This window comes from Kitasatospora kazusensis, from assembly GCF_039529945.1.
GTDB classification, from domain to species: domain Bacteria; phylum Actinomycetota; class Actinomycetes; order Streptomycetales; family Streptomycetaceae; genus Kitasatospora; species Kitasatospora kazusensis.
The window spans coordinates 193,723-213,261 of sequence record NZ_BAAANT010000002.1; the positions used below are offsets into that span (position 1 = coordinate 193,723).

13 protein-coding genes are annotated in these 19,539 nt (G+C 71.4%); 7 read left to right on the forward strand and 6 right to left on the reverse strand.

Features of this window, described 5'->3' with window-relative positions:
* Positions 1-68 precede the first annotated feature (68 nt).
* The 3 genes from ABD330_RS02990 to ABD330_RS03000 all read right to left on the reverse strand — a co-directional run bounded on the left by ABD330_RS02990 (position 69) and on the right by ABD330_RS03000 (position 6,175).
* The gene (locus tag ABD330_RS02990; protein ID WP_344460302.1) at positions 69-3,827 is read right to left on the reverse strand and encodes a multifunctional oxoglutarate decarboxylase/oxoglutarate dehydrogenase thiamine pyrophosphate-binding subunit/dihydrolipoyllysine-residue succinyltransferase subunit; all 3,759 of its coding nucleotides are present in this window, start codon (positions 3,825-3,827) and stop codon (positions 69-71) included.
* Positions 3,828-4,176: 349 nt separating this feature from the next.
* A complete protein-coding gene (locus tag ABD330_RS02995; RefSeq protein ID WP_344460304.1) occupies positions 4,177-5,355 on the reverse strand; it encodes a sensor histidine kinase in 1,179 nt (392 codons plus the stop codon).
* Positions 5,356-5,437: 82 nt separating this feature from the next.
* On the reverse strand, positions 5,438-6,175 hold the full coding sequence (locus ABD330_RS03000) for a response regulator transcription factor (RefSeq protein WP_425555420.1): 738 nt from the start codon (positions 6,173-6,175) through the stop codon (positions 5,438-5,440).
* A 504-nt stretch (positions 6,176-6,679) separates the two neighbouring features.
* On the opposite strand from ABD330_RS03000, the gene ABD330_RS03005 reads away from it, so the two are divergent.
* The 4 genes from ABD330_RS03005 (at position 6,680) to ABD330_RS03020 (ending at position 12,505) form a co-directional block, all read left to right on the forward strand.
* Complete coding sequence (locus ABD330_RS03005; RefSeq protein WP_344460306.1) at positions 6,680-7,462, forward strand: rhomboid-like protein; 783 nt, start codon at positions 6,680-6,682, stop codon at positions 7,460-7,462.
* A 297-nt stretch (positions 7,463-7,759) separates the two neighbouring features.
* Positions 7,760-10,153, forward strand: coding sequence for an endopeptidase La (gene lon, locus ABD330_RS03010; protein WP_344460308.1), 2,394 nt, complete (start codon positions 7,760-7,762; stop codon positions 10,151-10,153).
* A gap of 345 nt (positions 10,154-10,498) precedes the next feature.
* A complete protein-coding gene (locus tag ABD330_RS03015; protein WP_344460310.1) occupies positions 10,499-11,929 on the forward strand; it encodes an NHL repeat-containing protein in 1,431 nt (476 codons plus the stop codon).
* A 138-nt stretch (positions 11,930-12,067) separates the two neighbouring features.
* Positions 12,068-12,505, forward strand: coding sequence for a GtrA family protein (locus ABD330_RS03020; RefSeq protein ID WP_344460312.1), 438 nt, complete (start codon positions 12,068-12,070; stop codon positions 12,503-12,505).
* Positions 12,506-12,602: 97 nt separating this feature from the next.
* Here ABD330_RS03020 and ABD330_RS03025 read toward each other — a convergent pair whose 3' ends face one another.
* Positions 12,603-13,616 carry a DUF3533 domain-containing protein gene (locus tag ABD330_RS03025; protein ID WP_344460314.1) on the reverse strand — a complete coding sequence of 338 codons (1,014 nt, stop codon included), beginning with the start codon at positions 13,614-13,616 and terminating at the stop codon, positions 12,603-12,605.
* Positions 13,617-13,718: 102 nt separating this feature from the next.
* On the opposite strand from ABD330_RS03025, the gene ABD330_RS03030 reads away from it, so the two are divergent.
* Both ABD330_RS03030 and ABD330_RS03035 read left to right on the forward strand, forming a co-directional pair.
* A complete protein-coding gene (locus ABD330_RS03030) occupies positions 13,719-14,213 on the forward strand; it encodes a MarR family winged helix-turn-helix transcriptional regulator (RefSeq protein ID WP_344460316.1) in 495 nt (164 codons plus the stop codon).
* Positions 14,214-14,429: 216 nt separating this feature from the next.
* A complete protein-coding gene (locus ABD330_RS03035; RefSeq protein ID WP_344460318.1) occupies positions 14,430-15,971 on the forward strand; it encodes an MDR family MFS transporter in 1,542 nt (513 codons plus the stop codon).
* Between the two features lie 219 nt (positions 15,972-16,190).
* Here ABD330_RS03035 and ABD330_RS03040 read toward each other — a convergent pair whose 3' ends face one another.
* Complete coding sequence (locus ABD330_RS03040; RefSeq protein WP_425555421.1) at positions 16,191-16,424, reverse strand: hypothetical protein; 234 nt, start codon at positions 16,422-16,424, stop codon at positions 16,191-16,193.
* Between the two features lie 18 nt (positions 16,425-16,442).
* Entirely contained in the window at positions 16,443-17,612 is a 1,170-nt protein-coding gene (locus ABD330_RS03045; protein WP_344460320.1) for an inorganic phosphate transporter, read from the reverse strand.
* 374 nt (positions 17,613-17,986) lie between these two features.
* Between ABD330_RS03045 and ABD330_RS03050 the strand changes: the two genes are divergently transcribed.
* Positions 17,987-19,522, forward strand: coding sequence for a C40 family peptidase (locus tag ABD330_RS03050; protein ID WP_344460322.1), 1,536 nt, complete (start codon positions 17,987-17,989; stop codon positions 19,520-19,522).
* Positions 19,523-19,539: the final 17 nt, after the last annotated feature.

Here is a 19,539-nt window from a genome sequence, read left to right on the forward strand (position 1 = left end):
GCCGGACGCCGGGAGGCCCGGTCCCCGCAGCGGGTGCGGGAACCGGGCCTCCGGGGGACGACGGCGCGTCAGAGGGTGAAGATCTCCTCCAGCAGCGCGGCCTGCTCGGCGGCGTGCCGCTTGGCCGAACCGACCGCCGGGGCCGACGAGGCCGGGCGGGCGACGCGGCGCAGCCGGGAGCCGTTGGCCTTGCGGCCGACGACCACGTCCAGGTGGTCGACCAGGTTCATCGCGATGAACGGCCAGGAACCCTGGTTGGCCGGCTCCTCCTGCGCCCAGATGAACTGGACGTTCTCGCCGTACTTCGCCAGCTCCTCCTGGAGCTCGGCGACCGGCAGCGGGTAGAGCCGCTCGACCCGGACGATCGCCGTGTCGGTGACACCGCGCTCGGCGCGGGCCGCCGCCACGTCGTAGTAGAACTTGCCGGCCGTGATGATCACCTTGCGCACGTTCGCCGGGTCGACGGTGGTGTCACCGATGACCGGACGGAACGAGCCCGAGGTGAACTCCGAGGCCGCCGACGCCGCAGCCTTCAGACGCAGCATCGACTTCGGGGTGAAGACGACGAGCGGCTTGTGGTGCGGGTTGTGCGCCTGCCAGCGCAGCAGGTGGAAGTAGTTCGACGGCAGCGTCGGCATGGCGACCGTCATGTTGTCCTGCGCGCACATCTGGAGGAAGCGCTCCGGGCGGGCGGACGAGTGGTCCGGGCCCTGGCCCTCGTAGCCGTGCGGCAGCAGCAGGGTGACGCCGGAGTGCTGGCCCCACTTCTGCTCGGCGGACGAGATGTACTCGTCCACGATGGTCTGCGCGCCGTTGACGAAGTCACCGAACTGCGCCTCCCACATGACCAGCGCGTTCGGGCGGGTCAGCGAGTAGCCGTACTCGAAGCCCATCGCCGCGTACTCCGACAGCAGGCTGTCGTAGACGGTGTAGCGGGCCTGGTCCTCGGTCAGGTAGAGCAGCGGGGTGTAGTCCTCGCCGGTGACCCGGTCGATCAGCACCGCGTGGCGCTGGCCGAAGGTGCCACGACGGCTGTCCTGGCCGGCGAGGCGGACGGGGTGGCCCTCCATCAGCAGCGAGCCGATGGCGAGGGTCTCGCCCATGGCCCAGTCGATGGTGTTGTCCTCGACCGAGGCCGCGCGGCGCTGCATCTGCGGCAGCAGACGGGGGTGGACGGTCAGCCAGTCCGGCAGGTTGACCTGCGAGGCGGCGATCCGCTTGACCATCTCGTCCGAGATGCCGGTCTGGATGCTGACCGGGAAGTCCGCCTGCGGCTTGCCGTTGGCGGCCGGGACGGGCGCCTGGGTGGCCTCCCGGACCTCGGCGAAGACCTTCTCCAGCTGGCCCTGGAAGTCCTGGAGCGCCTGCTCCGCCTCTTCCATGGTGATGTCGCCGCGACCGATCAGGCCCTCGGTGTAGAGCTTGCGCACCGAGCGCTTCTTGTCGATCAGGTCGTACATCAGCGGCTGCGTGAACGAGGGGTTGTCGGCCTCGTTGTGACCGCGGCGGCGGTAGCAGATGAGGTCGATCACGACGTCCTTGCGGAACGCCTGGCGGAACTCGAAGGCGAGCCGCGCGACGCGGACCACGGCCTCCGGGTCGTCGCCGTTCACGTGGAAGATCGGGGCCTCGATCATCCGGGCCACGTCGGTGCAGTACATCGAGGAGCGCGAGGAGGCCGGGGCGGCGGTGAAGCCGACCTGGTTGTTGACCACCAGGTGGATGGTGCCACCCGTGCGGTAGCCGCGCAGCTGCGACATGTTGAGCGTCTCGGCGACGACGCCCTGGCCCGCGAAGGCCGCGTCGCCGTGGATCTGGATCGGCAGCACCGGGAAGGTGGTGCCGCCCTGGTCCAGCACGTCCTGCTTGGCGCGGACGATGCCCTCGACGACCGGGTCGACCGTCTCCAGGTGGGACGGGTTGGCGGCCAGCGACACCTTGATGGTCTCGCCGTCCAGGCCGGTGAAGGTGCCCTCGGCGCCCAGGTGGTACTTGACGTCGCCGGAGCCGTGCATGGACTTCGGGTCGAGGTTGCCCTCGAACTCGCCGAAGATCCGGGCGTACGGCTTGCCGACGATGTTCGCCAGCACGTTCAGGCGGCCGCGGTGGGCCATGCCGATGACGGCCTCGTCGAGGCGGTGCTCGGCGGCGGAGTCGATGGTCGCGTCCAGCAGCGCGATCAGCGACTCACCACCCTCCAGCGAGAAACGCTTCTGCCCGACGTACTTGGTCTGCAGGAAGGTCTCGAACGCCTCGGCGGAGTTCAGCCGGCGCAGGATGCGCAGCTGCTCCTCGCGCTCGGGCTTCGCGTAGGGCTTCTCCAGGCGCTCCTGCAGCCACTTGCGCTGCTTCGGGTCCTGGATGTGCATGTACTCGATGCCGACGGTGCGGCAGTACGTGTTGCGCAGCAGGCCGAGGATGTCGCGGAGCTTCATCATCTTCTGGCCGCCGAAGCCGCCGACGGCGAACTCGCGCTCCAGGTCCCACAGGGTCAGCCCGTGCTCGACGACGTCGAGGTCGGGGTGCCGCCGCTGCTTGTACTCCAGCGGGTCGGTGTCGGCCATCAGGTGGCCGCGCACGCGGTACGAGTGGATCAGCTCCATCACGCGGGCGGTCTTGTTGACCTCGTCCTCGTGCGTGGTGGCGACGTCCGTGGCCCAGCGGACCGGCTCGTACGGGATCCGCAGCGAGGCGAAGACCTCGTCGTAGAACTTGTGGTCGCCGAGCAGCAGCTGGTGGATCGTGCGCAGGAACTCGCCCGACGCCGCACCCTGGATGACCCGGTGGTCGTAGGTCGAGGTGAGCGTCATGATCTTGGAGATGCCCAGCTTGGCCAGGGTGTCCGGGGACGAGCCCTGGAACTCGGCCGGGTACTCCATGGCGCCGACGCCGACGATGGTGCCCTGGTTCTGCATCAGGCGCGGCACGGAGTGCACGGTGCCGATGCCGCCGGGGTTGGTCAGCGAGACCGTGACGCCGGTGAAGTCGTCCATGGTCAGCTTGTTGGCGCGGGCCCGGCGGACGATGTCCTCGTAGGCCTGCCAGAAGCCGTAGAAGTCGAGCGTCTCGGCCTTCTTGATCGCCGCGACGACCAGCTGGCGGTCGCCGTTCGGCTTCACCAGGTCGATCGCGAGACCCAGGTTGATGTGCTCCGGCTTCACCAGGAACGGCTTGCCGTCCTTGACCTGGTAGCTGTAGTTCATGCCCGGGCTGGCCTTGATGGCCTGGACCAGGGCGTAGCCGATCAGGTGGGTGAAGGAGACCTTGCCGCCGCGGGCGCGCTGCAGGTGGTTGTTGATGACAATCCGGTTGTCGATCAGCAACTTGGCCGGGACGGCGCGCACCGACGTCGCGGTGGGCACCTCCAGCGAGGCGTCCATGTTGGTGGCGACGGCCTTGGCCGGGCCACGCAACGGGATCAGCTCGGGGCCCGTCGCAGCCTCCGGGGCGGGGGCCGCGGCCGCCGCCTTCGGGGCGGGCGGCGCTGCCGGGGCGGCTGCCAGCGGCGCGGGCGCCGGCTGGACCGGCGCGGCCGCGGGGGCGGCAGCCGGGACAGCGGGGGCGGGCGCCACCGGAGCGGCCTGAACGGCAGCAGTCGGGGCAGGGGCGGCAACGGCGGTCGGCGTGGGGCCGACCTGGGTCGCGGCCTGGGTCACTGGAGTCACCTCGGTACCGGGCTTGTAGTCGGCGAAAAAGTCCCACCAGGCTCGGTCGACCGAGTTGGGATCCTGGAGGTACTGCTGGTAGATCTCGTCGACGAGCCACTCGTTGGGGCCGAAGCCAGTGGAGCTTGCCGAGCTGACGGGGGTTTCAGGGTGTGGCGACACGGCGGCAACCGCCCTCTTCCGCTTCCTTTTGGGATGGTTGGACAGCGGGGATTAAGGCTACGCCTCCCGCGAGTGATCGCGCAGTCCCCAGCGGTCAGGCGTCGCCCAGATCACAGTGTTGAGCTGCAATTTGGCCGAAAACGCGCGTTAGAAAGTTCTACGGGCGGGGAAGCAAGCGCCTCCCCTTCCATGACGAACCTATCCAAAATCGGACAAAAACGCAGGTCCGAGCCCCTGACGATCTTCTGACAGGGTAATTCAAGAGTGTTCTGTCCCAGTTCGGTGACAACTGGGACGGGCACGGCCGAACCGGCAGATCGGCGCGGTCCGGCGGCGGTCCGGCGCCGGTTCACGCCGGGACGCCCGGCGGCCCGCCCGGCAGCGCGACCTGGATCCGGCAGCCCTGCGCGGCCTCGGCCACCCGGATCTCGCCGCCGTGCAGGTCGACCGCCCAGCGCGCGATGGCCAGCCCGAGCCCGGTGCCGCCGTCACTGCCCGACCCCTGCGCGGTCGCCGTGCCGCTGCGCCCGAAGCGCTCGAAGACCCGGCTGCGGTCCTGCACCGGGATGCCGGGGCCCTCGTCGGCGACCTCCAGCAGCAGCGCGCCCGGCTCCTCACCGGGGCAGGCGCGCACCGTCACGGTGCCCCCGGCGGGGGAGTGCTTGCAGGCGTTGTCGACCAGGTTGGCCACCACCTGGTGCAGCCGCTCCGGATCCGCCACGCCCATCAGGTCCGGCGGCTCGACCTCCAGCCGCAGCCGGACGTCGCCGCGCCGCCCGTACGCGCCGCCCGCCGTCGCACCGTCCACGGTGACCCCGCGCAGCACCCCGGCCAGGAACTGGCCGACCTCGAACGGGCGGGCGTCCAGCGGGACGACCCCGCCGTCCAGCTTGGAGAGGTCGAGCAGGTGGCTGACCAGGCGGCCGAGCCGTTCGGTCTGCTCCAGTGCCGCGCCGAGCGTGCGCGGGTTCGGCTGGACGACGCCGTCCACCACGTTCTCCAGCACGGCGTGCAGCGCGGCGATCGGCGTGCGCAGCTCGTGCGAGACGTTCGCCACCAGCTCCCGGCGGTGCCGGTCGGCGGCCTCCAGATCGGCGGCCATCCGGTTGAAGGTGTCGGCCAGCTCGCCTATCTCGTCGCGCGAGGAGACCTCCACCCGGCGGCTGTAGTCGCCGCCGGCCATCGCCTTGGCGGCGGCGGTCATGTCGCGCAGCGGGGCGGTGAGCCCGTGCGCGAGGAACTGCATGAAGAGCAGTGAGGCGATCATCGAGAAGACCATGATGATCCGGAGCTGGGTCTCCGAGCGCATCGCGATCAGAGCCATCCCGGTGGCCAGGAAGACCGAGACGCTGACCAGCAGGGCCAGCTTGCCCTTGATCGAGCGGACCGGGTCGAAGGGCCGGATGTCGGCCCAGACGCGGCTGGCGGCCCGTGCGGCCAGCCCGCGGTGCGCGCGGTCGCCCGCGCCGTCCCCGTGCTCCCGCCCGGCGTCGCGCTGCGCCGAACTGCGTTGCTGTGGAAAAGTCATGCCGCCCTCTGAGTCATCCCCCGCGAATGCTCTGAAGTGCTGCGCGACGACTTGGGCCCCCCGGAGGCCCTTGCCGTCGGCGTCACTGCGTCAGGGGTGCCTCAAGTGCGTACCCGACGCCGTGCACCGTACGGATCCAGCTCGCGCCGATCTTGCGGCGCAGTGCCTTGACGTGGCTGTCGACCGTGCGGGTGCCCGAGGCGTCCGTCCAGTCCCAGACCTCGGCGAGCAGCTGCTCGCGGGTCAGCACGGCGCGGGGCTGGGCCGCCAGGCAGGCCAGCAGGTCGAATTCGGTCGGCGTCAGGTGGACGTCGCCCGAGCCGAGCCGGACCCGGCGCTGCACGTGGTCGATCTCCAGGTCACCGAACCGGAGGCTGCCCAGAGCGGGTGTCCGGGCCGCCTGCTGGGCCCGCTCGACCCGGCGGAGCAGCACGTTCACCCGCGCCGCCAGCTCGCGCATCGAGAACGGCTTGGTCATGTAGTCGTCCGCGCCGACCCCGAGGCCGACCAGCAGGTCCGTCTCGTCGTCGCGGGCGGTCAGCATCAGGACCGGCACCGGGCGCTGCGCCTGGATCCGCCGGCACACCTCCAGGCCGTCGAAGCCGGGCAGCATCACGTCGAGCACCACGAGGTCCGGCTGCCAGGTGTGGAAGCCGTCCACCGCGCCGGGGCCGTCGTGCGCCACGGCGACCTTGAAGCCCTCGGCGCCGAGGCGGGCCGCGATCGACTCGGCGATCGTCGGCTCGTCCTCGACGACGAGGACACGTCGTTGGGTGCTCACTCCGTTGCTGCCGGAGCTGTCCTGCTGAATGTCTGTCACGGTCACGCCACCGCCCCCAGGGCTACGGGCCGGCTGTCTGTGGACAGCGGGCTCCGCTCGTAGTCGTCTAGTTCCGTCGTGGGCTTGTGCCCGGCCCGAGGCCTCCGACTGTGCCGTCCGCCGTCGGCACCGGAGAGGAGGTGCGCAGGTGTGGGTCTGCGTACCGAATCCGCACTCTTCGCAGCGTACGGACACCGCGAGCGTCCCGGCAGGTGAACCGGACATATCCGGCCCGTGGGCCGGTGCCGAACCTGGTCAGGACGGGACACGGGGCGATACCTTACCCGGCAAAAAATTCCCCGGTAACGGTGCGTATGCACCCGAGGGGGTGACAGACTCCTGAACGGGCAAGCTACTTGTCCGTAAACAAAGGGCTGGTCCGGACCAAGGGGTGAGAGCGTGGGGCCGATCTTCACAGCCCTTCCTCAGGTTGCTCTCAGAACCGCTGAGTACCGTGGTCACGACAACAGTGCTGGTGGCGGTAGTGCTGGGAGTGGAGGCGACATGTCGGACACCCGACCCGTTGGTGCCCTGCCTCGCGAGACCGAGGCCTTCGGCGTTCCGCCGCTCCCCTTCGGCGGCCTGCGGTACGGGCTCCGCGCAGGGGTCCTGCACCGGGTGCTGGACATGGTCCCGACTCCGCGGCGCAACCGCTTCGCGCTCGGCTACCTCGTCGTGCTGCTCGGTACGACGCTGTTCTCCCACTTCGCCTCGCCCGCCCTGGTGCACCAGCTCCAGGCGTTCTCCAGTACCGACGGCCACAACCTGATCCACCGCCCGCTGCTCGCCCTGCTGCTCAGCGGCCTCTGGGTGGCCGGACCGGTCTGGATGCCGTACCTGTGGGCCTTCGCGCTCACCGTCGCCCCGCTGGAACGGCGGGTCGGGCCCTGGCGGGCGTTCGGTGTGTTCGCCGCCGGGCACGTGCTGGCCACCCTGCTCTCGCAGGGCGTGGTCGCGGTCGCCGTGGCGACCGGACACCTCGGCGCCGGCGCCCTCGACGACCTGGACATCGGCGTCAGCTACGGCGTCCTGGCCAGCCTCGGCGCGCTCGCCGGGCTGCTCTCCCCGCGCGGCCGGGTACTGGCCCTGACCGGAGCGGTCGCCCTGATCGCCCACCAGATCCTCAGCGACCAGGACCTGGTCACCGGGATCGGCCACCCGACGGCCCTGCTGGTCGGCATCGCCCTCTGGAGCCGCCTGCGGCGCGGCCCGGGCACCCCCCTGCGCGCACGGTTGCGCCGGCTGGTCCCCCGCCGTTCGGGCCGGATGGCCCCCTCCGAGGCCTGAGTCTTTCCTGAGAGTCCCAGGTCACAGGGGCACTGTTCGATTTCCCGGCGAGTACCGCGCCGACGGCGCGGAGAACCGCGCGAAATTCGCAAGCGAAACCGGCCGCGCTCGTATCCCCGCTGCGCCCGCCCGGCGCGCCCGGCCGCCGCTCCGTGCGCCCACCGTCCTGCACCGCCCCGGGGGAGTGCCCTGCCGTCGGTCGGGGCTGATCGCTCAGAGCGAACAGAACCCCGGGAACAATGCGGGCCCGCCAATCCTTAGTCAGGTCAACTCAACTTCGCTGACTGGGGAGAGATCATGGCATCGACGTCCACACCGCTCACTCTGCCCGTACTGCCGCTCGACGACGAGGTAGTGCTCCCGGGCATGGTGGTCCCGCTGGACCTGTCCGACACCGAGGTGCGCGCCGCGGTCGAGGCCGCCCGGGCCGCCGTCCCGGCGGGGGCCAAGCCGCAGGTCCTGCTGGTCCCGCGGCTGGACGGCTCGTACGCCGCCGTCGGAACGCTGGCCACGGTCGAGCAGGTCGGCCGGCTCGCCGACGGTGACCCGGCCGCGCTGGTCCGGGCCGTCCGTCGGGTCCGGATCGGCACCGGCACCACCGGCCCGGGCGCCGCGCTCTGGGTCGAGACCAGCGCCTTCCGCGAGTCCGACGCCGGTCTGCCGGTGGCCGGGCGGGCCGTCGAGCTGGTCAAGGAGTACAAGGCGCTCTCCACCCAGTGGCTGCGCAAGCGCGGCGCCTGGCAGATCGTCGACCGGGTCGCGCAGATCGAGGGCGTCGGCGAGCTCGCCGACAACATCGGGTACGCGCCGTTCGCCACCGCCGAGCAGAAGCTCAAGGTGCTGCTGGAGGCGGACCAGGTGGCCCGCCTGGAGTACGCGCTCGGCCTGCTCCGCGACCACCTCGCCGAGGAGGAGGTCAACGACACCATCCGCAAGGACGTCGAGGAGGGCGTCGCCAAGCAGCAGAAGGAGTTCCTGCTGCGCAAGCAGCTGGAGGCCGTCCGCAAGGAGCTGGCCGAGCTGAACGGCGACCCGGCCGACGAGGAGGGCGACTACCGCGCCCGGGTCGAGGCCGCCGACCTGCCCGCGAGCGTCCGGGAGGCCGCGCTCAAGGAGGTCGACAAGCTGGAGCGGTCCTCCGACCAGTCGCCGGAGGGCTCCTGGATCCGCACCTGGCTGGACACCGTCCTGGAGCTGCCGTGGAACGAGCGCACCGAGGACGCGTACGACATCGCGGGCGCGCGGGCGGTGCTGGACGCCGACCACGCGGGCCTGTCGGACGTGAAGGACCGGATCGTCGAGTACCTGGCCGTCCGCAAGCGGCGTGAGGACCAGGGGCTCGGGCTGGTCGGCGGCCGTCGCGGGGGAGCGGTGCTGGCGCTGGTCGGCCCGCCCGGGGTCGGCAAGACCTCGCTCGGTGAGTCGGTGGCGCGCGCGATGGGCCGGAAGTTCGTCCGGGTCGCGCTCGGCGGCGTCCGGGACGAGGCGGAGATCCGCGGCCACCGGCGCACGTACGTCGGCGCGCTCCCCGGCCGGCTCGTCCGCGCCGTCAAGGAAGCCGGCTCGATGAACCCGGTGATCCTGCTCGACGAGATCGACAAGGTCGGCTCCGACTACCGGGGCGACCCGGCGGCGGCCCTGCTCGAAGTGCTCGACCCGGCGCAGAACCACACCTTCCGGGACCACTACCTGGAGGTCGAGCTCGACCTCTCCGACGTGGTCTTCCTGGCCACCGCCAACGTGCTCGAAGCCATCCCCGAGGCGCTGCTCGACCGGATGGAGCTGGTCCGTCTCGACGGCTACACCGAGGACGAGAAGGTCGTCATCGCCCGTGACCACCTGCTGCCCCGGCAGCTGGAGCGCGCGGGCCTGAAGACCGACGAGGTCGCGGTGGACGAGGGAGCGCTGCGCAGGCTGGCGGGCGAGTACACCCGCGAGGCGGGCGTCCGGAACCTGGAGCGGTCAATCGCCCGGATCCTGCGGAAGGTCGCCGCGCAGAGCGAGCTGGGCGAGCGCGAGCTGCCCGTCGCGATCGGCACGGACGACCTGCGGGCGCTGATCGGCCGGCCGCACCACACCCCCGAGGCGGCCCAGGAGCCGGCCGAGCGGCGGACGGCCGTGCCGGGCGTCGCGACCGGGCTGGCCGTGACGGGCGCGGGCGGCGACGTCCTCTACATCGAGGCGTCCCTCGCCGACGCCGAGACCGGCGCCACCGGGCTGACCCTGACCGGTCAGCTGGGCGACGTGATGAAGGAGTCCGCGCACATCGCGCTCTCCTACCTCCGCTCGCGCGGCGCCGAGCTCGAACTGCCGGTCACCGGCCTGCGCGAGCGGGGCATCCACCTGCACGTGCCTGCCGGGGCCGTCCCCAAGGACGGGCCGAGCGCCGGAATCACCATGACCACCGCGCTGGCCTCGCTGCTCTCCGGGCGGAAGGTCCGCACGGACGTGGCGATGACGGGCGAGGTCTCGCTGACCGGCCGGGTGCTGCCGATCGGCGGGGTGAAGCAGAAGCTGCTCGCCGCCGACCGCGCGGGCGTCACCACGGTGATCATCCCCAAGCGCAACGAGCCGGACCTGGACGACGTCCCGGCCGAGGTGCTGGAGCGGCTCACCGTCCACCCGGTGGCGGACGTCCGCGAGGTCCTGCGGCTGGCCCTGGAGCCGGCGGAGGTCCTGGTGGCAGCCTGAGGCAGGCGCTCAGCCACGGCAGGGGCGCGGGGAACTGCGCGAAATCGGTAGGTACGGCGCCGTACCTACCGCTTCGCGCAGTTCCCCGCGCCCCTTGTAGTTACCCCGTTCTCGTAGGGTGAGACGGGCTTGTGAGACGCAATGTCAGCACGCCAGGATGTGCCTCATGGACCGTCACGCGTATCTGAGCCGTCGACTCGACGTCGACCTGGCCTACGCGTGTTCCGCGATCTGTCGCCGCGCCGCTCTCTGAGCGCGGTGACCCGCCCGGCTGTGTCGGGCTTCTCTCGTCCTGTCGGGCGGTGCACCGCTGTGCCCTCTCACCCTTCACGGACGGGACCCTCCATGCGCTTCGCGCTGCTCTCCGCCGCCGCCCTGCTCGCCTTCGCCACCGCCACACCCGCGCAGGCAGCAGCCACCTCGTACGCCCCCCTGCCGCCGCACAACCCGTACGCCGGCCCGGACGGCACGGCCACCATGCACGGCGACACCGGCTCCTCCGACGCCACCCCGCTGCCCGGCCCGGGTGCGGGCGCGCTGACCTCGCACCGGACGGCGCTCGCCTCGGCCTGCCCGACCGTGCTGGTCGGCGGCGACGGCCTCCCCGTCGCGCTCTGCACCGCGATCTTCGGCCTGACCCCGACCGTCCACCTGCTCGACCCGGCCACCGGCGATCCACTCGCCGAGCTGCCGATCGCCAAGGGCTCGCTGCTCGGCGGCGTGTACGCCTACCTGGACAACCAGGACCGGCTGGTCGCCGTGGACGGCGACCGCAACCTGCTCCGGATCGCCCACCGCCGGACGGCCTCGGGCGGCTGGGAGCTGTACGTCGACAGCTCGCTGTCGCTCGCCGGGGCCGTGCCGGACGGCGACTCGGTGGTCGGGGTCTCGCCGGACTGGCAGGGCCGGGTCTGGTTCGCCACCGGCGGCGGCCTGGTCGGCACGGCCGACGACCGCACCGGGACGGTCCGCACGCTGGCGCTGCCCGCCGGCGAGCGGATCGCCAACTCGATCTCCACCGCCCCGGCCGGCACCGCCGTCGCCACCACCTACGCCGGGTACCTGCTGACCGCCGATGCCGACGGCACCCCGCGGATCGCCTGGCGGCAGCCGTACGACCGGGGCCCGGGCCGTAAGCCGGGCCAGCTGAGCTGGGGCACCGGCTCGACCCCGACCTTCTTCGGACCCGCCACCGGCACCGACTACCTGACCATCGTCGACAACGCCGCACCGACCGAGAACCTGCTGGTCTACCGGGCGGCCACCGGCGAGCAGGTCTGCAAGGTGCCGGTGCTCAGGGCCGGCGGCAGCGGCAGCGAGAACTCGCCGATCGGCGTCGGGAACTCCGTCTTCGTCGCGAGCACCTACGGCTACCCGTACCCGAAGCTGCCCGCCGACGCGGGCCCGAGCGTGCCGTCCTCCGGCAGCTTCGCCGGCGGGCTCTCCCGGGTGGACGTCCGGGCGGACGGCTCCGGGTGCGACCTGAAGTGGGACAACACCGTGCGCTCGGCCGCCGTGCCCCGGTTCTCCACCGCCGACGGGCTGATCCACACGGTGCTCCGCCGGCCGCTGATCCCCGGGACGGACACCACCTCGATCCTCGACCCCTATTACTACGCGGAGATCGACCCGGAGACCGGCGGCGTCGTCCGGACGAAGTTCCTCGGTGCGGGCTTCGTCTTCGACACCTTGCAGATGGTCGGCTCCATCGCGCCTGGTGGGGTGGTGCTCCAGGGGACGACCACCGGAGTCCTGCGGATCACCGCGGCGCGGTAGCCCGGCCGGCCAGGGCCCTCCGAGTACCGCGACGAAACCTCGGCGTGCGAGACTGCCGAAATGCCGTCACCTACACAGAGGGCCCTGGCACGGGTGCCCGACCGGTTGCGTCCGTTCCTGGTAGAGCACCGCAAACTGGTGAAGTTCCTGCTCGTGGGCGGCACCTGCTTCCTGCTGACCATGGCCATCAACTTCGGGCTCAAGCTCACCGTGCTGCAGAGCAAGCCCATCGTCGCGCTGACCGTCGCGAACGTGATCGCGACCGTGGTCTCGTACGTGCTGAACCGGCAGTGGTCGTTCCGGGCCAACGGCCGGCAGCGCGAGGCGGTGCTGTTCTTCGTGGTCAGCGGGCTGGCCGTGCTGGTGAACGACGCGCCGCTGGGCGTCTCGCGGTACCTGCTGAACCTCCAGGTGCCGCACGTCAGCTCCTTCACCCAGGAGGTCGCCGACTTCCTCAGCGGCATGATCCTCGGGACGCTGCTCGCGATGGTCTTCCGGTACTGGGCCATGAAGCGCTGGGTCTTCGTCCACGAGACGCCCGTCGAGGCCGAGGAGCCCGAGCACCAGCGCGTGTGAGCCCGCGCTCGGCAGGCGGTGCCTCTCGACGGGCAGCGCCCGCAGGGGCTCGGGGACCGGCTGTGCGCGCGGTCCCCGCGCCCCTGGAGGGCCCGGACTACTGGGCCGGCTTGTGGCGGGAGGCCGCCACCATGGTGATGCCGATACCCGCCACCGCCCAGGCGGCCAGCACCAGCAGGGGCAGGCCGATGTTGGTGCCGCCGAAGTAGGCGATCGAGCGGGTCACGTCGGTGCCCGCGCCGTTCGGGAACCAGGCGCCGATCGCCCGCCAGAACGGCGGCATCAGCGGTGGCGGGAAGACCCCGCCCGCGCTCGGGTTGCCGAGCACCACGAAGAGCAGCACCGCGATCCCGATGCCGATGATGTCGAACAGGCACTGCATCGCCATCGTGAACGCCCCGACCGCGAACACCACCAGGCTGCCGATGCCGGTCAGGCCCCAGCTGGAGCCCGGCAGGGCGTTCAGGACCGGTCCGATGATCACCGCACCGCCGATCCCGGCCGCGACCGAGTACAGCGCCAGCGCGCCGAGCCGGATCACGGCCCGGCTCCGGTTGGCCGGGCGGGAGCCGGCGCTGATGCCGAGGATCGAGGCGACCAGGTAGCCGCCGACGCACCAGCCGACCACCAGGTAGAAGGAGGAGAGCCCCTTGGCGTCGCCGGGGGCCAGCGGGACGACGTCCTCGACCACGACGCTGCGCCCCTGGGACTTCTCCAGCCCGGTGACGATCGCCTCGGCGGCGGTCGCCGCCGCCGCGCCCCGGGCCTCCGCCACCAGCAGGGTGTCCTGGGTGCCGGCGGCGTCGAAGAGCAGCGCGGCGTAGATCTTCTGGTCCTTGAGCTTCGCGGTCGCGTCGTCCCGGTCGGTGGCGGTGACGGCCTTCACGGCGTCATCGGGTACCGACTCCAGGCCGGCCACCAGCTTCGGACTCACCTGTGGCGGGGCGACCACCGCGATCGACAGCTCGTGCGGGACGGGGTGGTGCAGCGCGCCGACGTACGAGGTGATGAAGCCGAGTTGCAGTAGCAGTACGGCGATCACCATGAGAGCGGCGCGCGGTGTGACGGCGTCCTTCAGTTCCGCGAGGAAGCCCTGGGGCGGCTCGGCCATCGACACTCTCCTTAGATGATCCAAAAAGCTGTCAAATCGGATACTTCATATCATGAAACAGTTGGCGGCCGGGGGAGGCGTGGCCTGCGGGATACTGGCGCCATGAGTGACGAGGCGGCAGCCGAGGAGGCCTTCCTGGCGGTGGAGCGCGAGGTCGCGCTGCTGTTCAGGCGGGGGCGGGCGCGAGCCGCCGACATGTCCCGGCGGGTTCATCCGCAGCTGGAGGGGGTCGCGTACAGCCTGCTCGGGTTCGTCGAGGAGTCGGCCCCGGTGCGGCTGACGGACATCGGCCTGTACTTCGGGGTCGGCAAGGCGACCATCAGCCGGCAGATCAAGGTGTTGGAGGGGCTCGGGCTGGTGGCCCGGGAGGTCGACCCGCTGGACCGGCGCTCCTCGCTGGTCTCGCTCACCGCCGACGGCGCGGCGCGCTACCTGCGGGCCCGGGACGGCCGGATGGCCAGGTTCCGCGGATTGATGGCGACCTGGGAGACGGCGGACGTGTCCCAGTTCGCGCAGCTGCTGGAGCGCTTCAACGAGCTGACCGAGGACGTCGGCGGCGAGGCCGACGGGACCCGCGAGGTCGGCGGCATCCGCTAGGCCTGCCGGGGCCTGCCGGGCCTGCCGCGCCCGCGAGGGCTGCGCGAGGCGCGCGCGAGGGCTGCGCGAGGTGCCCGCGAGGGTGCGGGGGCCCACTGAAGGGCGACTTCGTTTGGTCGGGAGAAGGTTGCCTATGTCAACCATCTCTGTTTATAGTTGCCTTAGGCAACGAAATCCAGCCGAAGGACCGAGATGACCGACCCGTCGACCGCCCCCATGTCCCATCGCCAAGTGCTCGAAGCCATGTCCGGTCTGCTGCTCGGCCTCTTCGTGGCGGTGCTCTCCTCGACCGTCGTCTCCAACGCCCTGCCGCGGATCCTCAACGACCTGCACGGCGGCGAGTCGGCCTACACCTGGGTGATCACCGCCGCGCTGCTCTCGCTCACCGCGTCCACCCCGATCTGGGGCAAGCTCTCCGACCTGGTCAGCAAGAAGCTGCTGGTCCAGATCGCCCTGGTGATCTACATCGTCTCGTCCGCGCTGGCCGGCCTCTCGCAGAACACCGGCGAGCTGATCGCCTGCCGGATCCTGCAGGGCATCGGCGCCGGCGGCGTGACCGCACTGGCCCAGATCTGCCTGGCGGCGATGGTCCCGCCGCGTGAGCGCGGACGCTACAGCGGCTACTTCGGCGCGGTCTTCGCGCTCGCCACCATCGGCGGCCCGCTGATCGGCGGTGTCATCGTGGACACCAGCTGGCTCGGCTGGCGCTGGTGCTTCTACGTCGGCATCCCGTTCTCGCTGATCGCCATCGCGGTGCTCCAGCGCACCCTGCACCTGCCGGTCGTGAAGCGCCGGGCGAAGATCGACTACCTCGGTGCGCTGCTGGTCACCGCCGCCGTCAGCCTGCTGATGATCTGGATCAGCCTGGCCGGCAAGAACTACGCCTGGCTCTCCTGGCAGACCGCCGCGATGGTCGGCGGCGGGCTGGTGCTGGCGGTGCTCTTCGTATTCAACGAGAGCCGGGCCGCCGAGCCGATCATCCCGCTGGCGCTCTTCCGGCACCGGACGGTGACGCTGGCGGCCCTCGCGAGCATCCTGGTCGGCGTCGGGATGTACGGCGCGACGACCTTCCTCAGCCAGTACTTCCAGCTCGCCAAGGAGAAGTCGCCGACCATGGCGGGCATCCTGACCCTGCCGATGATCCTCGGGCTGGCCGTCTCCTCGATGGTGGCCGGGCGGCTGATCACCAAGTACGGCCGGTGGAAGGCGTACCTGGTCGCCGGGACCTTCCTGCTCGCCGTCGGCTTCGGCCTGCTGGGCACCGTCCGGTCCGACACTTCGTACGGGCTGCTCTCGCTCTACATGGCGGCGGCCGGCATCGGCCTCGGCCTGACCATGCAGAACCTCGTCCTCGCGGTGCAGAACACCGTCCCGCGGCACGAGCTCGGCACCGCCAGCTCGGTGGTGACGTTCTTCCGCACGATGGGCGGTGCGATGGGCGTCTCGGCGCTCGGCGCCCTGCTGGCCAACCGGGTCACCCACTACCTGACCCAGAACATGGCGGCCGCCCATGTCCCGCCGGGCGCCGGGGCCGCGCTCGGCGGCGGCGAGATCCCGGACCTGCACAAGCTGCCCGCGCCGTTCGTCCCGCTGGTCACCGACGCCTTCGGGCACGGGGTCGGGATGGTCTTCCTGGTCTCCGCGCCGTTCGCGCTGCTGGCCTTCCTGGTGGTGCTTCTCATCCGTGAGGTGCCGCTCCGGACGGCCCACGAGGAAGCCGCAGCCAGCCCCACGCTGGAGCTCGTCAAGGAGGGTTGACCCTTCAGGGGCGCGGGGAACTGCGCGAAGCCGGAAGCCTCCCGCCGTAACTGCATACGCATAGAGCAAGTGGCACCCCGCAGCGCACAGATTGCGGGGTGCCACTTGGTCGTACGGCGTTCAGTTCAGGTCCGGGGCCTTCCGGTTTCGCGCAGTTCTCCCCCAGCCTTCGGCCGGGAGGTGCCCCCACGCGCCCCTGGAAAGCTCGCCCGTAGCCCGTCAGGCCGCGATGAGGCTGAGGCCGTAGAGGACCACCGCCGCGCAGGCGGCGAAGCAGACCGAGGCGCCCGCGAGGGCGGCCGTGCCCTTCCCGGGGGAGCCGGCCGCCACGGCCGCCTCGCGGTGGGAGAGGGCCATGATGCCGACGGCGAAGACCGTGACGACCGCGACGGTGACGACGAAGCTGATCCCGGCGGTCTGGGCCAGGGCGTTCCACTTGATGCTCATGCTCATGATCTAAACCCTCCGGGCTCAGGCCGCGACGGTGGTCGAGGCGGGGGTCGGGGTCGGGGCGGCCGGGGTGGGGACCTCGACCGGGGTGACCTCGTTGACGTTGCCGGCGTTGACCGGCTGGCGGCGGGAGAGCACCCACATGCCGGCCGAACCGGCCACCAGGACCGCGCCGACCACCAGGACGCCCCAGGTGCCCTTGTCCGCGACGAAGGCGGCGGCGCCGGCCACCAGCGCGGCGGCGGGCAGGGTCAGGCCCCAGGTGTAGACCATGCGGCGGGCCATGCTCCAGTGCACCTCGGCCTTGGGACCGCCGAGACCGGCGCCCATGATGCCGCCCGAGACCACCTGGGTGGTCGAGAGGCCGTAGCCCATGTGCGAGGAGGTGAGGATGACGGTGGCGGCCGCCGACTCGGAGGCGAAGCCCTGCGGGGCCTGGATGTCGGTGAGGCCCTTGCCCATCGAGCGGATGATGCGCCAGCCGCCCATGTAGGTGCCGGCCGCGATGGCGCCGCCGGCCGCGACGATGACCCAGGTGGGCGGCAGCGCGTGCTTGGGCAGTGCGCCGACCGAGACCAGGGTCAGGGTGATGATACCCATGGTCTTCTGGGCGTCGTTGGTGCCGTGGGCGAGCGAGATCAGCGAGGCGGAGAAGATCTGGCCCTTGCGGAAGCCCTTGTTGGTGGCCTCCGTGCTGTTCTTGCGGGTGATCCGGTACGCCAGCTTGGTGGCGCCCCAGGAGGCCAGCCCGGCGACGATCGGCGAGGCGACGGCCGGGATCAGGATCTTGGAGACCACGACGCCGAAGTTCACGCCGTGCAGTCCGACGCCGACGACGGTCGCGCCGATCAGGCCGCCGTACAGGGCGTGCGAGGAGCTGGAGGGCAGGCCGCGGAGCCAGGTGACCAGGTTCCAGAGGATGGCTCCGGCCAGGGCCGCGAAGATGATCGAGGGCTGGATCCCGGCCTTCTCGCTGACGATGCCACCGGAGATGGTGGTGGCGACCTTCACCGAGAGGAACGCCCCTGCGAAGTTCAGGACTGCCGAGATGGTGACTGCGACCTTGGGCTTGAGGGCCCCCGTGGCGATGGAGGTGGCCATCGCGTTGGCGGTGTCGTGGAAGCCGTTCGTGAAGTCGAAGGCGAGGGCCGTGATGATCACAACGGCCACCAGGAACGAGATGTGTTCCATACCCAAACAATCGTCGTAGTTGTCGGACTGACGCTGGTGTCACGGGCGACGGTAGGGATGGTTGGTGAACGGAAGGTGAACTCGGTCGGGAATCCCGGTTCTGACAGTGTCCTGAGGGTGGCGTGGACACGACCGGAAGGTGGATGACTGGCCCAAACTGCGGGTGTTTATGGCTGATAGTCAGCTTTGGTGCCCATATGTTGAGATCTCGGTCACAGCCGGCCCGGCGGCCCCGTCTCAGAAGCCCGTGAGAATTCCCCCGGCCGACCGCAGACCCCCTGTCTGAATGACGGCAGCCCATGACAGGATCGGGCGGTAGCGCCAGGAAGTACGCAGGCGTCCGGCCGGGGCCGGACCAGGGGGAGGACGGGTCGATGGTGGCTGGACAGCACGTTGAGGCGAGCGGCGTACGTCCGTGGGTGCGGGCCGCCCTGCGCTGTGGAGCCGTACTGGCGGTGGCCGCGCTGTCGTTCCCGCTGGCCGGGTCCGCGTACGCCGCCACGGCCGCGCCGCCGCAGCCCGTGCTGACCGTCGCGCCCGGGGCCGACCCGCTGGCCGCGGCCAAGGCCACCCTCGGGCCGATGCTGGACCGCCTCCACCAGCTCTACCAGGACGCCGAGTCCGCCACCGAGCAGTACAACTCGGCGGTCACCAAGCTCGCCCAGGCGAAGGCACTGGTCGCGGACCTGGACGCCCGGGTCGCCCGCCAGGAGGTCGCCGTCGGTGACGGCACCGACCTCGCCTCGCAGCTCGCCGGCGCGCAGTACCGCAACGGCAACGCCTCCGCGTACGCCGACCTGCTGCTCGCCAAGGACCCGTACGAGGTCGCCACCATCGCCGAGCTGCTGGCCGCCGCCGGCCGCTCGCAGTCCGCCTTCCTGGACCGGCTCAAGGGCGACCGCGCCACGCTGACGGCGCTCCAGCAGCAGGCCCGGACCGCCCTCGTCCAGGCCCAGGCGCTGGCCACCCAGCAGGAGCAGGTCAAGGGCGACGTCGCCACCAAGCTGGCCGCCGTCGAGCAGATGGTCGGCTCGCTCACCGGCGCCCAGCGCAGCGAGCTGGAGCAGCTGGAGAAGCAGCAGGCCGACGCCTCCCAGCTGGCCTTCCTCGCCTCCGGCGCGCTCGGCAAGGGCGAGCGCACGCCCTCGGCCGCCGGGCGCAAGGCCGTCGCGTACGCGATGTCCAAGCTCGGCAACGACTACCTCTGGGGCGGCACCGGGCCGGTCAACTTCGACTGCTCCGGCCTCACCTCGCAGGCCTGGCTGGCCGCCGGGCACCCGATCCCGCGGGTCAGCGAGGACCAGTGGTCCCAGCTCACGCACATCCCGCTGAACCAGCTGCGCCCCGGCGACCTGATCGTCTACCACGAGGACGCCTCGCACGTCGCGATGTACATCGGCGGCGGGCTGGTCGTGCAGGCGCCGCACACCGGCGCGCAGATCAAGGTCTCGCCGATCGGCATGAGCCCGATCCTGGGCGCCGTCCGGCCCGACCCGGACTCGGCCTCGGACGACCAGGGCGGTCAGTGGACGGTGCCCGCGATCCCGAAGGGCATGGACGGCGTGACGCCGATCCAGCCCACCAACCCGGCCACCCTGCCGCAGCCCCCGGTGACCACCCCGCCGGTGACCGCGCCGCCGACGACCAACCCCCCGACGACCAACCCGCCCACGACCAAGCCGCCGACCAACCCCCCGACCACGGCGTCGCCCACCGGCAAGCCGCCGGTCAGCCCGTCGCCGACCGGCACGCCCACGGGTACGCCGACCACCCCGGGCACGCCCACCACCCCCGGCACGGCGACCCCGACCTCCTCGGCGTCCGCCTCGACCTCCGCCTCGACGTCGGTCTCGGCCTCGGTCTCGGCGTTCGCCTCGCCGTCGAGCTCCGACCGCCTCGGCCGGGGCTGACCCCGGGGCACTCGACC

What these genes read in the sequence shown, in the direction of transcription:
- ABD330_RS03045 (WP_344460320.1), bottom strand. Translation starts at nt 17,612, where the DNA reads ATGGAACACATCTCGTTCCTGGTGGCCGTTGTGATCATCACGGCCCTC.
- ABD330_RS03050 (WP_344460322.1), top strand. Translation starts at nt 17,987, where the DNA reads ATGGTGGCTGGACAGCACGTTGAGGCGAGCGGCGTACGTCCGTGGGTG.
- ABD330_RS03035 (WP_344460318.1), top strand. Translation starts at nt 14,430, where the DNA reads ATGTCCCATCGCCAAGTGCTCGAAGCCATGTCCGGTCTGCTGCTCGGC.
- lon (WP_344460308.1), top strand. Translation starts at nt 7,760, where the DNA reads ATGGCATCGACGTCCACACCGCTCACTCTGCCCGTACTGCCGCTCGAC.
- ABD330_RS02995 (WP_344460304.1), bottom strand. Translation starts at nt 5,355, where the DNA reads ATGACTTTTCCACAGCAACGCAGTTCGGCGCAGCGCGACGCCGGGCGG.
- ABD330_RS03030 (WP_344460316.1), top strand. Translation starts at nt 13,719, where the DNA reads ATGAGTGACGAGGCGGCAGCCGAGGAGGCCTTCCTGGCGGTGGAGCGC.
- ABD330_RS03025 (WP_344460314.1), bottom strand. Translation starts at nt 13,616, where the DNA reads ATGGCCGAGCCGCCCCAGGGCTTCCTCGCGGAACTGAAGGACGCCGTC.
- ABD330_RS03005 (WP_344460306.1), top strand. Translation starts at nt 6,680, where the DNA reads ATGTCGGACACCCGACCCGTTGGTGCCCTGCCTCGCGAGACCGAGGCC.
- ABD330_RS03040 (WP_425555421.1), bottom strand. Translation starts at nt 16,424, where the DNA reads ATGAGCATGAGCATCAAGTGGAACGCCCTGGCCCAGACCGCCGGGATC.
- ABD330_RS03015 (WP_344460310.1), top strand. Translation starts at nt 10,499, where the DNA reads ATGCGCTTCGCGCTGCTCTCCGCCGCCGCCCTGCTCGCCTTCGCCACC.